This window comes from Streptomyces lunalinharesii, assembly GCF_039532155.1.
Taxonomy (GTDB): domain Bacteria; phylum Actinomycetota; class Actinomycetes; order Streptomycetales; family Streptomycetaceae; genus Streptomyces; species Streptomyces lunalinharesii.
Genome location: NZ_BAAARK010000010.1, coordinates 171528 through 185402 on the forward strand (window position 1 = coordinate 171528; position 13875 = coordinate 185402).

The 13875-nt window shown below is 73.0% G+C and carries 12 protein-coding genes; 8 read left to right on the plus strand and 4 right to left on the minus strand.

Annotation, left to right across the window (positions count from 1 at the left end):
• Window positions 1-102 precede the first annotated feature (102 nt).
• The gene (locus ABD385_RS17980) at window positions 103-1698 is read right to left on the minus strand and encodes an FAD-dependent monooxygenase (RefSeq protein ID WP_344576946.1); all 1596 of its coding nucleotides are present in this window, start codon (window positions 1696-1698) and stop codon (window positions 103-105) included.
• Between the two features lie 38 nt (window positions 1699-1736).
• On the opposite strand from ABD385_RS17980, the gene ABD385_RS17985 reads away from it, so the two are divergent.
• Window positions 1737-2417, plus strand: coding sequence for a TetR/AcrR family transcriptional regulator C-terminal domain-containing protein (locus ABD385_RS17985; protein ID WP_344576947.1), 681 nt, complete (start codon window positions 1737-1739; stop codon window positions 2415-2417).
• A gap of 72 nt (window positions 2418-2489) precedes the next feature.
• Here the strand turns inward: ABD385_RS17985 and ABD385_RS17990 are convergent, their stop codons facing one another.
• Genes ABD385_RS17990 through ABD385_RS18000 form a run of 3 tightly spaced genes read right to left on the minus strand, consistent with a single transcriptional unit; the run spans window position 2490 to window position 6018 of the window.
• On the minus strand, window positions 2490-3677 hold the full coding sequence (locus tag ABD385_RS17990) for an acyltransferase family protein (RefSeq protein ID WP_344576949.1): 1188 nt from the start codon (window positions 3675-3677) through the stop codon (window positions 2490-2492).
• Window positions 3677-5041, minus strand: a complete 1365-nt coding sequence (locus tag ABD385_RS17995) for a polysialyltransferase family glycosyltransferase (protein ID WP_344576950.1) — start codon at window positions 5039-5041, stop codon at window positions 3677-3679. The genes ABD385_RS17990 and ABD385_RS17995 overlap by 1 nt, the downstream gene beginning before the upstream one ends.
• Window positions 5041-6018: a glycosyltransferase family 2 protein gene (locus ABD385_RS18000; RefSeq protein ID WP_344577107.1), complete on the minus strand. Its 978-nt coding sequence runs from the start codon at window positions 6016-6018 to the stop codon at window positions 5041-5043. The genes ABD385_RS17995 and ABD385_RS18000 overlap by 1 nt, the downstream gene beginning before the upstream one ends.
• A gap of 199 nt (window positions 6019-6217) precedes the next feature.
• Between ABD385_RS18000 and ABD385_RS18005 the strand changes: the two genes are divergently transcribed.
• From ABD385_RS18005 to ABD385_RS18035, 7 genes are all read left to right on the plus strand, one after another.
• A complete protein-coding gene (locus tag ABD385_RS18005) occupies window positions 6218-7561 on the plus strand; it encodes a DUF6716 putative glycosyltransferase (protein WP_425585426.1) in 1344 nt (447 codons plus the stop codon).
• 65 nt (window positions 7562-7626) lie between these two features.
• Complete coding sequence (locus ABD385_RS18010; RefSeq protein WP_344576952.1) at window positions 7627-8859, plus strand: cytidylyltransferase domain-containing protein; 1233 nt, start codon at window positions 7627-7629, stop codon at window positions 8857-8859.
• A gap of 101 nt (window positions 8860-8960) precedes the next feature.
• Window positions 8961-9914 (plus strand): N-acetylneuraminate synthase family protein, encoded by a 954-nt coding sequence (locus ABD385_RS18015; protein WP_344576953.1) that lies wholly within the window; start codon window positions 8961-8963, stop codon window positions 9912-9914.
• Between the two features lie 151 nt (window positions 9915-10065).
• Entirely contained in the window at window positions 10066-11226 is a 1161-nt protein-coding gene (locus tag ABD385_RS18020) for a hypothetical protein (RefSeq protein ID WP_344577110.1), read from the plus strand.
• Between the two features lie 165 nt (window positions 11227-11391).
• Window positions 11392-12615 carry an amidohydrolase gene (locus ABD385_RS18025; protein WP_344577112.1) on the plus strand — a complete coding sequence of 408 codons (1224 nt, stop codon included), beginning with the start codon at window positions 11392-11394 and terminating at the stop codon, window positions 12613-12615.
• Window positions 12616-12691: 76 nt separating this feature from the next.
• Window positions 12692-13537: a helix-turn-helix domain-containing protein gene (locus tag ABD385_RS18030; protein WP_344576955.1), complete on the plus strand. Its 846-nt coding sequence runs from the start codon at window positions 12692-12694 to the stop codon at window positions 13535-13537.
• A complete protein-coding gene (locus tag ABD385_RS18035; RefSeq protein WP_344576957.1) occupies window positions 13516-13803 on the plus strand; it encodes a DUF397 domain-containing protein in 288 nt (95 codons plus the stop codon). The genes ABD385_RS18030 and ABD385_RS18035 overlap by 22 nt, the downstream gene beginning before the upstream one ends.
• Window positions 13804-13875: the final 72 nt, after the last annotated feature.

A 13875-nucleotide genomic window follows, 5' to 3' on the forward strand; every position in this document is an offset into this window, starting at 1 on the left:
CGCGCGGGTTCGTCCGTGCGGTGAGGCAGACCGGGGCCCGTCCTCGCCCGTGAGGGGGTGGGGGCGGGTCCCGGGGCGGTGTTGTGGGGGGCCCGGCTCGTTTCAGGCCGGGATGGGGGTTGCGCCGAAGTGGGTTCGGAGGGCTTCCGCGAGTGCCGTCGTGGCCTTTTCCGGCGGGGCCGCCACCGCGACGTAGCCGTCGGGGCGGATCAGGAAGACGGTGGGGGTGGTGCCGTAGGCCGCGCGGAGGTGGCCGTCGGGGTCGAGGAGGTCGGGGGTGAGGCCGCCGACGCGGAGGAGGTGGAGGGGGGTGGAGCCGGCGGCCTCGGTGAGGGCGGCGGTGTCCAGGTCGGGGGCGTCGAGGGCGAGCACGGTGAAGTGCGGGCCGCGGAAGGCGTCGAAGAGGCGGGTGGGGGTGCCGTCGGGGGTGGTGCAGGGGGCGTCGGGGGCGCGGTCGCCGGCGGTGCGGGCGCCCTCGGCCAGGTCGGTGCGCAGCTCGCGGGTGAGCGGGCTGTCCGGGTAGCCGATGCCGATCTGGTGCAGTTCGCGGCCGCGGCGGAGACTGCCGGAGCGGTGCAGCCGGGTGCTGGTGGCGAGGATGTCGGCGGCTATCGGGCGGCGCTCGGTCTCGTAGGTGTCGAGGAGGGCGTCCGGGGCGCCGTGCCGGAGCACGTGGTCGAGCTTCCAGCCGAGGTTGTAGGCGTCCTGGACGCTGGTGTTCAGGCCCTGGCCGCCGGCCGGGGAGTGGATGTGCGCGGCGTCGCCGGCCAGGAACACCCGGCCGTGGCGGTAGGCGTCGACCATGCCGGCCTTGGGGCGGTAGAGCGACGTCCACAGCACCTCGCGGACCTGGTCGCGGGTGAGGTGGGTGTGCGTGGCGATCAGGTCGCGGACCGCCTCGTGGGAGGTGTCCGGTTCGACGGCCGCGGCGGCGATCAGTTGGAAGTCGTCGGTGCCGGCCATCGGGAGGAGGCCGACGAAGCCGCCGCTCGCCAGCGCCCAGCGGTGCCAGTGGTCGCGGTCGAGGCCGTCGAGGCGGACGTCGGCGAGGACGGCGTGTCCCTGGGCGAGCTGCGGCCCGGTCATCCGGACGCCGAGCTGCTTGCGGACGGTGCTGCCGCCGCCGTCGCAGGCGACCAGGTAGCGGGCCCGCACGGTGCGCACGCTGGCGTCGGGCCCGGTCAGGCGGGCCGTCACGCCGTCGTCGTCCTGGGTGAAGTCGGTGAGTGCGGTGCCCAGTTGGACGCTGCCGCCGAGGTCGAGCAGGCGGTCGTGGAGCAGGCGGACGTTGCGCCACTGGGGGAGCATCCGCATATCGGCGTAGGGCATCGACGGGGTGGGGGCGACCCGCTCCACCATCTCGTGGGTGCGGACGATCCGGCCGTCCTCCCACAGCGCCATCGGCGGGTAGAGGCCGCTGGCGGCGTGCGCGGCGGGGAGCACGCCGAGGTCGTCGTAGACCTCCTGGGTGCGCGGCTGGATGCCGGAGCCGCGGGCGCCGAGGGAGAGGGTGTCCTGCCGCTCGACGATCAGGGTGGTCACGCCCCGGCGGGCGAGGTCGATGCCGAGCGCGAGGCCGGTCGGGCCGGCGCCGGAGACCAGGACGTCGACGGGCGGCGCGGTGGCGTCCCCGGCGGTGCCCTCGAAGGTGCCCTCGGTGGAGTGGACGAGGGTTTCCTTAACGTTGTTAAGTGCCATGCTTTCGAGGCTGCCCTTAACGGTGTTAAGTTGTCAACATGGCTTCGCGCATTGACCGAAAATTGGTGGTGGAGACCGCCCTGCGGCTGCTCAACGAGGGCGGGCTCGACGGCCTGACCCTCCGGCGGATCGCCAAGGAACTCGACGTCCAGGCACCGGCGCTCTACTGGCACTTCAAGAACAAGCAGGAACTGCTGGACGAGATGGCGACCGAGATCTTCCGGCGGCTCTTCCGGTCGACGCTGCCGGGGGGCGGGCCCGGGCCGAGCAGCCGGTGGCCGTCCTGGCAGGAGATGCTCCTGAACACCTGCGCCGTGCTCCGCCGCGAACTGCTCACCTACCGTGACGGGGGCAAGGTCGTCGCCGGTACGCGGATGACGGACGACAGCTTCGCCGTCCCGCTGGAACTCTTCCTCAGCCACTTCACCGCGGCCGGCTTCACCCTGTCCGAGGCGGCCCGCGCCTGGTGGACCGCGTACAACTACACGGTCGGGCTGGTCATCGAGGAGCAGTCGGTGCACCCCGACCCCGCGCACCGGGAGGTCCGAGACCCGTCCTACGACCTCGACGAGCGGGAGCGCCGGCTGGGCGCGGAGTACCCGCTCGCCGCACGGGCCGGGCGGGCGCTCTTCGCGGACCTGGGGGAGGCGTTCGAGGCCGGGATCCGCATCATCGTCGCCGGGATCGAGGTCAACTACGTGCGGGAGCACGGGCGTTGACGGGGGTGCGGGGCGGGTGACGTGACGGATGTCGAGAGGGGCGGGTCGGGCCCGCGCCGCAGGTGAAGCGCCCTAACGCCGCGGATCGATCGCGCCGCGCAGTCGCGGGGTCAGCGGGCGTTCGACCCACCGGTGCAGCACCCACGCCAGCAGCAGCATCAGACCGACGGTCAGCAGGAACGTGGCGTACGAGGGCAGTCCGAGGTCGCGGTGCAGCACGCCTATGACGACCCAGCCCAGGTGCTCGTGGACGAGGTAGAAGGGGTAGGTCAGCGCCCCGGCGACGGTCAGCCAGCGCCAGTTCGCCCAGCGCAGGGCGCCCAGGGCGACGGCGGCGACCGCGGCGAAGCCGAAGGTCACGATGGCGATGATCACGGTCGTCGAGCGGTAGGAGAAGGCGTGCGCGGACGGCGCGTGCCACAGGCCGGCGACCGCGTAGTGCTGCCCGATCAGCCAGCTGACCAGCACGATCGTCCAGGCGACCGGATCCCGCCGGCCGAACCGGTGCAGCAGGTACAGGCCCACGCCACCGATGAAGAACGGGGCGTACTGGGGCATCAGGACGGTGTTGAGGAACGGGTCGTGGGAGGACTGGGCCAGGGCGGCGGCCAGCGTCCAGCCGGCGCAGAAGAGGACGACCCGCCCGCGGGTGGCGCCCGGCAGCACCACGCACAGCGCGAAGAGGACATAGAACCGCATCTCCGCCCAGAGCGTCCAGCACACGCCGAGGACGCGGTGCACGCCCAACGGGTACTGGAGCATGGTGAGGTTGGTCAGCACCTCGCTGGGCGAGAGCGCCTTGAACGCGACCCAGGGGAGCGCGAAGACCGCGGTGACCAGCAGGATCGCCACCCAGTAGGCGGGGTACAGGCGGCTGACCCGGGAGGCGACGAACGAGCGCAGGGTCCGGCCCCAGCCGCTGAGGCAGATGACGAAGCCACTGATCACGAAGAAGATCTGGACGCCCAGGCAGCCGTACGCGAACGCGCCGGAGAGGGCGGGGAACTGGTGGGCCGGGGAGTCTCCCCAGGCCCGGGAGACGTCACCGCCCCGGCCGCCGTAGTGGTACGCGGCGACCATCAGGGCGGCGAGCAGCCGCAGTCCGTCCAGGGCCCGCAGCCGGGCGGCGCCGCCGCGTGGGCCGCGGCCCCGTATCGCGGTGTCCCGGGCGGCGGCCGGACCGGCGCCCGGCCGGCCGGGCGCGGTGCCCTCCGGTGCCGTGCGGGGCGCCCCGGCCGCCGGTGAGGTGGTGGTGGTCATCAGGCGGCGGTCCGCTTCTTCAGTCGGCGCTGCACGGCCCGGGCCCGGCGCGCCACCCGGCGGACGGTGGCGTTGCGCGGGAGGAAGGACAGCTGGGACGGGAGCGCGCCGGGCAGCGCCAGCGCGGTGAGCCGGCGACGCTTGAAGTAGCGCCGGGTGCGCGGGCTGAGGTGGGCCGCCAGGTAGCGTTCGGCGGCCGGCCGCAGGTGCGGGTAGATCTGGTGCTGCATCGCGTAGCCGACGGCGGTGACCAGCGGGCCGACGTCCTCGGGCGCGGCGGCGGCGCGCGGCCGTTCGCCGCGGTCGGCGAGGTCCGGCACCAGCGCGTCCACCAGCGTCACCGGCATCCGGTTGCTGTTCTGGTACGGCGTCAACCGCTCCAGCAGCAGCCCGGTGCCGGTCCGGGCCACCGGCAGGTCGTAGAAGACGGCCGCGGTCAGCAGCGCGGTGGAGAAGCAACCGACCACCAGCGCCGGCCGGGTCCGCTGGTAGAGGACCTCGGCGAGCACCGGCCGGTCCAGCACCGTGAGCGCGACCTCAAGTCGTTCGGCCTCCCGCTCCAGCAGCCGCGACCAGCGGGCCGGCGCCGACGGGTGCGGCTTGAAGACGATCTCGCGGTGGCCCCGCGCGACCGCCCCGCGCACCATCGCCACGTGCAGCTCCTCTTCCTCCTGCGGGGTGAGGATGGCGAGCGCGGAGAGGTACTGGCCGAGCAGCAGCGCCGCGCCCTCCGGCACCCCGGCCAGGTCGTCCGCGGCCGTGCCGTCGTCGGCGAGGTCACCGAGCACCTTGGTGAACGCGACGGACGGCACCAGCACCGGCTCGACCCCGAACTCGGTGAGCAGCAGCGGCTTCAGGCCCGGCACCAGGTCCAGGTGGAGCAGCCGCTCGATGCGGGTGCCGACCAGCGGGTCGAGCTTGTTGCGGGTGGGGCCGTAGCTCATCAGCCCGTCGGCGTAGACGTGGACGGGCGCGTCGGGGAAGAGCTGCGCCAGCGCCAGCGCCGGATTGACCTGGATCGACTCCACGACCAACTCGACCTGGTCGTCGCCCAGTTCCCACAGCAGTCGCAGCTGGCGCTCCCACAGCGGTACGTCGTCGGCGCGCGGCGACCAGCCGCCGGGGTGGAACGGGCGGATCGTCTCGTTCCACGACAGCACCCGGTCGAAGCGGCCGCGCAGCCGCGCGAAGCCGGGCATGGCGTCCAGCGCCGGGGTGGTCTCCGGGGTCGTCGCGTTGTTGCTGATCAGCAGCAGGCGGCGGTCGGCCGGTGCGAACAGGCCGGCGTCCAGGGCCGCGGCCAGCGTCGCCGCGCCGTAGAGGGTGGAGGCCAGGAAGATCTGGGTGCGGGGCTGGTCGGGCATCAGGCGGCGACCTCCGCCGGGGAGGGGCGGCGACGCAACCGCCGCAGCCGGGAGGCGCGGTGTACATCCATGGAATCCAGGGCTTCCTTCAGTACGTCCTGCGGCATGCGTTTCATGGCCGCGGCGCTCATCGCCCGCAATTTGCGGGCGACCGGCGGCTCGAACCGTTCGATCGAGCCGAGATGGTGGGAAATGATCGCGCAATACGTGCGGACCGCCTTCGGCAACAACAGATGCGCCTCGGGGTCCCCGGCCGTTTCCTCGATCACCTGATCGAAGGCGCGAATGAAGTCCAATTGCCGCACATCGCCGATCTGGGTCAGCGAGGACGCCACGCCGCGTCGGTAGAAGACCCCCAACAGACCGGTCACCGCCATGGATTTCGCCTCGCGGTGCAGGCGCCAGATCCACGGCCGGTCCTCGGCGGTGCGCAACCCGTCGGTGAAGTGCAGCAACCCGTCGTCGAGCAGCCGCCGGTGGTAGATGCCGGCCCAGGCGTAGGCGTAGTCCACCGAGGTGGAGCGGTCGGCGGGCAGGATCACGCTCCGCGGATCCATCACCACCCCCCGCCGGCCGTGCGGGACCCGGTGCACGGTGCGCGCCCGGGCGGTGCACTGGACGTGGTCGGTCCGGACGAAGTCACATCCCAACTCCTCTATGACGGAGAGGAGTTCGGGGAAGTAGCCGGGAGCCAGCCAGTCGTCCCCGTCGAGGAAGGTGAGGTACTCGCCGCGGGCCGCGTCCAGTCCGGTGTTGCGGGCGGTGGCCAGACCTCCGTTCTTCTCGTGCCGCAGCACCCGGGCACCCGGCAGGTCCGCCGCGGCGCGCGCGAGGATCTCCGGCGTCTCGTCGCGTGAACAGTCGTCGACGAGGAGGAATTCGAAATCCTCGCGAGAGTTCGCCGCCAGGCTTTTCAGAGTATCGGGCGCGTATGTCTGCACGTTGTAGAACGGCACGATGACGGAGAGCTTAACCACCCACGTGACGTTAGGGGTGGTGCCCGGCATTCGTCTTGACGTGCCGCGTACTTGGCGGTGAACGAAGAATGGCGGGATGGTTAACCAGGCCGGTGACCGGGCGGTATCCGGGCGGGTTCGACATTCGTCGGTCGGCTGTTAACCCGTTGTTGCTCCTCAGTTGGCCCGCCAACCGTCGCGCCTTCCTAGCGTCTTCGACGTGCCATCACGTACCCATTCCGCACCGCGGGTCGCGGTGCTCGCCGACTCGGACACCCGGTGGAAGTGGGGCGCCCTGACCGCCCGCCGACTCCAACCGGACGCCCGGCTCGACGGCTACCTGCTCCGCGGCCGCGCCACCCCCACCGTCCGCCAACTCGGCGAGGTCGGCGCCCGCGCGGACTCGTTGCAGGAGATCCGGGGCGTCGACTTCGTCCGCGCCGTGGACCGCACCCGCTGCGACGTGCTGGTGCTGGCCTGCGTCGGCGGTGCCGTCCAGGCGATGCTGCACGGACTGGGGCACGCCTGGCGCGCCGAAGGGCGCCGCCCCGTCGTCGTCACCGGTTACGTCGGCGTGGTCTACGAGAAGCTCGCGGACGGCCTGTTGCTGCGGCACGGCGCGGACGTGGTGCTCGCCAACTCCCGCCACGACGCGGACCGGTTCCGCGCGGTCTACCGCGGCGTCGGCGCCCCGGACGACGGCGTCGTGCAGTGCGCGCTGCCCTTCCTCGGCGGCGCCCCCTACGAGGAGCCGCCGGCCGGGCCCGCCGCACCGGGCGGCCGGCCGTACACCGTGGTGTTCGCCGCCCAGCCCTCCGTACCGGAGCACCGCGAGGCGCGCACCCACCTGCTGCGCAGGGCGGTCGAGCACGCCCGCCGGCACCCGGACCGGGAGGTGCTGATCAAGCTCCGCAGCAAACCCGGCGAGCACACCACCCACATCGAGGAACTGCCCTACCAGAAGCTCGCCACCAAGCTGCCCGGCGGCCTGCCCGCCAACTGCCGCCTGGTGTACGGGAACATGGGCGAGGTCCTGGACCGCACCGACCTGCTGGTCACGGTCAGCTCCACCGCCGCCCTGGAGTCGCTGCACCGCGGCATCCCCACCGCCGTCCTCACCGACCTCGGCATCCGCGAGGCGCTCGGCAACCACCACTTCCTCGGCTCCGGCTGCCTGGCCTCCTGGGACGAACTCGACGCCGGCCACCGCCCGAAGCCCGACCCCGCGTGGCTGGCCGGCCAGGGCGTCGCCGCCGACGGGGCGTACGAGGGGGCCTTCGCCGCCGCCCGCGACCGGGTCACCGCCCTGGCCGCCGCCGACGAACTGCCGCCGCTCACCCCCTACTACACGCCCCGCACCGCCCCCGGCTACCTGCCCGGCATCCTCGCCCGCTACGGCCTCGACCCCCAGGGCGCACCGCTCGCCGGGCACGCCGAGGAACCCCAAGAGGCCCGCGGGCTACGGAAGTTGGCCCGCGAAACGGTGCGCGAGGCCGCCCGGGGCGCCTACCGGCACGGCGTCCAGCGCGTCGCCCCGGCCATCCGCCGCTGGGGGCAGCTGTGAGCCACCCCGGCACCCGCGCACGACCAGCACCCGCGACCGGTCCCCGCCCGACCAAGGAGAGCCCCATGCCCCCCACCGTTGTGGCCGTCATCCCCGCCCGCGGCGGCTCCAAGGGCGTCCCCGCCAAGAACCTCGCCGCCGTCGGCGGCGTCCCCCTGGTGGCCCGTGCGATCCGCGAGTGCCGCGCCGCCCGGCTCGTCACCGACGTGGTGGTCTCCACCGACGACGCCGGGATCGCCGCCGCCGCCCGCGGCGCCGGCGCGGTGGTCATAGCCCGGCCCGGCGAGATCGCCGGCGACACCGCCACCAGCGAGGCCGCGGTCCGGCACGCCATGGACAGCTACGAGGCCGAGCAGGGCCGCCCGGTCGACGCGGTGCTCCTCGTCCAGTGCACCAGCCCGTTCCTCACCAGCGAGGACATCGACGCGGTGGCCGCCGCGGTGGTCGAGGACGGCGCCGACAGCGCCCTGACCGTCGCCCCCTTCCACGGCTTCGTCTGGCGCGACGCCGATGCCGCGGTCGGCGGGGTCGCCGGGGTTGCCGGCGTCGCCGGGGAGGGCGCCACCGCCGACGGCGGCCACGGCGTCAACCACGACAAGTCCTTCCGGCCGCGCCGCCAGGACCGTCCGCAGGACCTGCTGGAGACCGGTGCCGCCTACGCCATGGACGCCGCCGGCTTCCGCGCCAGCGGCCACCGCTTCTTCGGCCGCACCGAACTGGTCCGCACCGACCCGGCCCGGGTGCTGGAGATCGACGACCCGCACGACCTGGCCCGGGCCCGCGCCCTCGCCCCGCTCCTCGACACCCCCCGCCCCGGCGCCCTGCCGACCCGCGCGGACGTCGACGCCGTCGTCCTCGACTTCGACGGCACCCAGACCGACGACCGCGTCCTGGTCGACGCCGACGGCCGGGAGACCGTCGCCGTGCACCGCGGCGACGGCCTGGGGATCGCCGCGCTGCGGCGCGCCGGGCTGGACCTGCTGATCCTGTCCACCGAACAGAACCCGGTGGTCGCCGCCCGGGCCCGCAAGCTCAAGGTGCCCGTCCTGCACGGCATCGACCGCAAGGACGTCGCCCTCAAGCAGTGGTGCGAGGAGGCCGGCGTCACCCCGGACCGGGTGCTCTACGTCGGCAACGACGTCAACGACCTGCCCTGCTTCGACCTCGTCGGCTGGCCGGTGGCGGTCGCCTCCGCCCACGACGTGGTCCGCGGCGCGGCCCGCGCGGTCACCGCCACCCCCGGCGGCAGCGGCGCCGTCCGCGAGATCGCCGGCTGGCTGCTGGGCCCTTCCCTGTAGCTCCCGCCCAGCCCTGTAACGCCGTTACAGACCGCCGGCCCGCCCTTTCCCGACCCGTCCCCCCCGATCCACCACCCTCGAACAGAACGAAGGAACCTCCCATGAGCAGCAACTCCCGCCTCCGCTCCCTCGGCGACCGCCCGGTCGGCCCCGGCCGCCCCGTCTACGTCACCGGCGAGATCGGCATCAACCACAACGGCGACCTGGAGAACGCCTTCGCGCTGATCGACGCCGCCGCGGACGCCGGCTGCGACGCGGTCAAGTTCCAGAAGCGGACCCCCGAGGTCTGCACCCCGCGCGACCAGTGGGACATCGAGCGCGACACCCCCTGGGGCCGGATGACGTACATCGACTACCGCCACCGCGTGGAGTTCGACGAGGACGGCTACCGCGCCATCGACGAGTACTGCACGAAGCGCGGCATCGCGTGGTTCGCCTCCCCGTGGGACGTCGAGTCCGTCGCCTTCCTGGAGAAGTTCGACGTCCCCTGCTACAAGGTCGCCTCCGCCTCGCTCACCGACGACGAGCTGCTGCGCGCCCTGCGCGCCACCGGCCGCGCCGTCATCCTCTCCACCGGCATGTCCACCCCCAAGCAGATCCGGCACGCCGTCGAGGTCCTGGGCAGCGAGAACATCGTCCTCTGCCACGCCACCAGCACCTACCCGGCCAAGGCCGAAGAGCTCAACCTCCGCATGATCCACACCCTCCAGGCCGAGTACCCCAACGTCCCGATCGGCTACAGCGGCCACGAGACCGGCCTGCAGACCACCCTCGCCGCGGTCGCCCTCGGCGCCACCTTCGTCGAGCGGCACATCACCCTCGACCGCGCCATGTGGGGCTCCGACCAGGCCGCCTCCGTCGAGCCGCAGGGCCTGACCCGCCTGGTCCGCGACATCCGCACCATCGAGGAGTCCCTCGGCGACGGCGTCAAGAAGGTCTACGAGAGCGAGCTCGGCCCGATGAAGAAGCTGCGCCGGGTCCCCGGCGTGGTCGCCGAGTCCGAGGCCGCGCAGGACGCGGACGCCGCGGCCGACCGCGCGCCGGCCGCCGTCTGACCGGCCGAGCGGAGTTCGCGACGTGGACTCACCCGACGGGACCCGCGCCACCAGCGCCGAGGTCCCGCCCCAGGAGGCGGCGGGGACTCCCGCCCGCCGCCTCCTCGGGGTGCCCCGGCAGCGCCACCGGACCGACCCCAACGGTGACGACATGACCCCCGCCCCCGCCCCCGCGGACACCGGCACCCTCGCCTTCGTCGAGAGCCCGGTGCAGCTGCTGAACGTCCTCGAATGGGCGCACGCCGCCCGCGCCGCCGCGCTCACCGTCGTCGTGCTCTCCCCGCACGACCCGATGACCCGCGGCCAGCTGCGCCGGATGGCCGAACTCGCCCGCGACGAGGGCCACGCCCTGCGCTGGGAGGAGGCCCGCGGCGGCCCCACCGCCCCGCTGCGCACCATCGGCGGCCTCACCCCCCTGCTCCGCCGGGCCCGCCGGGTCGTCCTCGGCGACCCGTTCTCCCGCTACGTCCAACTGCTCCTCGGCCTGACCCGCGCCCGCGACCTGGTGGTGGTCGACGACGGCACCGCCACCATGGAGTTCATCGGCCAACTCGCCCGCGGCGAACGGCTGGTGCGCTGGCACCGGCACGGCTCCGGGCGCGGCCCCCGCGACCTGCTCTTCGCACCGTTCGCCGCCACCGCCCGCCGCCGCCTCACCCCCGACCCCGAGGGCGCCCGGCGCCGCCGCACCGTCGCCCTCTTCAGCTCCATGCCCGTCGAGGTGCCCGAGGGCATGGCGGTCACCGCCAACGACTTCGCCTGGACCCGCGGCCGCTTCGGCCCGCCCCGCCTGACCCGGACCGCCGACATCGTCGGCACCTCGCTCGTCGAGACCGGCGTCGTCGACACCGACCGCTACCTGGCCGCGGTCGCCCGCCTGGCCCGCGCGCACGGCGCCACCCGCTACTTCGCGCACCGCCGGGAAAGCACCGGCAAGCTCCACCGGCTGGCCACCGAGACCGGCCTGGAAGTGGTCCGCCCCGACCTCCCGCTGGAACTGATCGCCCGCCGCGGCCCGGTCGGCCGGCTGGTCCTCAGCTTCCCGTCCACCGTCGTCCACACCCTGCCGCTGGCCCTGCAGGGCACCGGAGTGCAGGTCGCGGTCTGCGACATCGACCCCGCCTGGCTCACCGCGCACGCCTCGCCCCGCGCCCAGGGCTTCCTCGACGACGTCACCGGCACCGCCCGGGACGTGCGGCGCCTGCCCGTCGCCGACCCCGAAACGCGCCCGCGAAGACGCCGCACCGCGACCGACCCCGACGACCGCACGCCCCCACCGAACGCCGTCGCCGAACACGGCGATCGAACCTGAGAGCAGAACCTGACAGGGAGCGATAAAACCCTGCTTCATACCCTCGTCAAATTCCGTCCATGCACCCAGCTGCCTAAAATTTCTTCCCCTGAGGGGCTGAACTTTTGTTGATCGAGGGCCAGTTGCCCCGATCGGACCCGTAACCTTCAACGGGTGAACCAACTGATGTCCCACCCCGCCGACGACCCGCACGCCCCCGCCCTGCCCGGCACGCTCCCCGAGGCACTACGCGCCGAACTCCTCGCGTTCCGCCGGGACTTGCACATGCACCCCGAGCTCGGCAACCAGGAGTTCCGGACCACCGCGGCGCTCAAGGACCGCCTGGAGCGGGCCGGACTGCGCCCCCGCGTCCTGGCCACCGGCACCGGCCTCGTCTGTGACATCGGTACGGTCGACGGCACCCCGGGCAGTGCGGGCACCCCGGCTCGTGGGGCGCTCGCCCTGCGCGCGGACATCGACGCCCTCCCCATCCCCGACACCAAGACGGTCGACTACGCCTCGACGGTCCCCGGCCGCGCCCACGCCTGCGGCCACGACGTGCACACCACCGTGGTGCTCGGTGCCGGCCTGGTCCTCGCCGACCTGGCCCGGCAGGGCCGCCTGCCCCGCCCGGTGCGGCTGCTCTTCCAGCCCGCCGAGGAGGTCCTGCCCGGCGGCGCCGCCGAGGCCGTCGAGTGCGGGGTGCTCGACGGCGTCGGGCAGATCCTCGCGGTGCACTGCGACCCCCGGGTCGACGCCGGCCGGATCGGCCTGCGCATCGGCCCGATCACCTCGGCCTGCGACCGGCTGGAAGTCACCCTCGAAGGGCCCGGCGGCCACACCGCCCGCCCGCACCTGACCACCGACATGGTCACCGCCGCGGCCCGGGTCGCGGTCGACGTGCCGGCGCTGATCGCCCGCCGGGTCGACGCCAGGGCCGGCCTCGCCGTCACCTGGGGCCGCCTGGAGTCCGGCCACGCCTGCAACGTCATCCCGCAGCGCGCCGCGCTCTCCGGCACCGTCCGCTGCCTGGACCTGCACGCCTGGCGGCAGGCGCCGGACCTGGTCCACGCCGCGATCGACGAGGTCGCCACCCTGCACGGCGCCAAGTCCCAGATCGACTACGTCCGCGGCGTCCCCCCGGTCGTCAACGAGGCGGACAGCGTCCAGCTCCTGCACGACGCGATGGCCGCCCGGCGCGGCACCGCCTCCGTCGAGGACACCGAGCAGTCCCTCGGCGGCGAGGACTTCTCCTGGTACCTCGAACGCGTCCCCGGCGCCATGGCCCGCCTCGGCGTCCGCCCGCCCGGCGAACTGAGCAGCCTCGACCTGCACCGCGGTGACTTCGACGTCGACGAGCACGCGATCACCGTCGGCGTCGAACTGTTCACGGCGGCGGCGCTGCTCTGAGCCGAGCCCCTGTCGGGGAGCGTTCGAACTGATTGCCTGCTGTTCGGGACCAGTTGCTCCGCGGCAGGGTGGCGCCATGAAGTACGCGCCGAAGATCCTGACCCCGTACGTCTCCGCCCGCCACTACTTCGGCTCGGAACAGCGCCGCCATCGTGAAGTGGCGAAACTGTCGCTGGTCCAGCTGGCCGACATCGTCAACTCCAGCAAGAGCAACCTGGCCCGCGTCGAAACGGCGGAACTGATGCCGCCACCGGAACTACCGGCGGCGCTCGATGCGGCCTTTGGGACGGGTGAGCACTTCCATGGCCTGTACCAGTTGGCCAGGAAGGAGATTCATCCCGACCAGTTCCGTCGGTACATGGACTTCGAGAGCGGGGCCGACGTCATCGAAGACTTCGCCACCAACGTCGTCCCGGGGCTGTTGCAGACCAAGGCATACGCCCAAGCCTTCTTCAGCTGCGCTCCGGGCGTGACCCCCGAACTGGTCGAAGAACGTGTGCAGGCCCGCCTCAGTCGTCAGGACAGGTTGTGGTCTGCTGAGCCGCCGCGTTACTCGGCGATCTTGGACGAGGCGATCCTGCACCGTCCCGTCGGCGGCCACCAGGTCATGCACGGGCAGCTGAGTACGCTGCTGGCGCTGGTCGACACCCCGCACACCATGATCCAGATCCTGCCTTTCGCGCACGGCGGATACGCCTTGATGGAAGGGCCGCTGAAGCTCCTGACGCTTGCGGACGGTCGACAAGTAGCCTACGAGGAAGGCCGGATGTCCGGGGATCTGCTGGAAGTCCGGGCGGATGTGGCACAGCGCAGGGCGACCTACGATTCCCTTCGGGCGTACGCGCTACCTCCCCGGGACTCCGCGTCGTTGATCCGGAACCTGATGGAAAGGTATGAGCAATGCGTACCAGCATCGACCTGAGTGGCCTCGCCTGGCGCAAGAGCACTTACAGCAACGTGAACGGTGGCGACTGCGTCGAGGTCGCGGACCTCGTTCCCGTCGCCTGGCGCAAGAGCACCTACAGCAACATGCAGGGCGGCGACTGCCTGGAGGTCGTCGACGGCATCCCCGGCCTGGTCCCCGTCCGCGACAGCAAGAACCCGCACGGTCCCGCCCTTCTCCTCCCGGCGGCGGCCTGGTCGGCGTTGGTCGGGGCGATCAAGGGCGACGGCATAGCCGCCCACTGACCGTACATTTCCCGCCACACCCCAGCACCCCGGGCGGCCGGCCCTTCGTCGGTCGCCCGCCGTGTTTCGGGG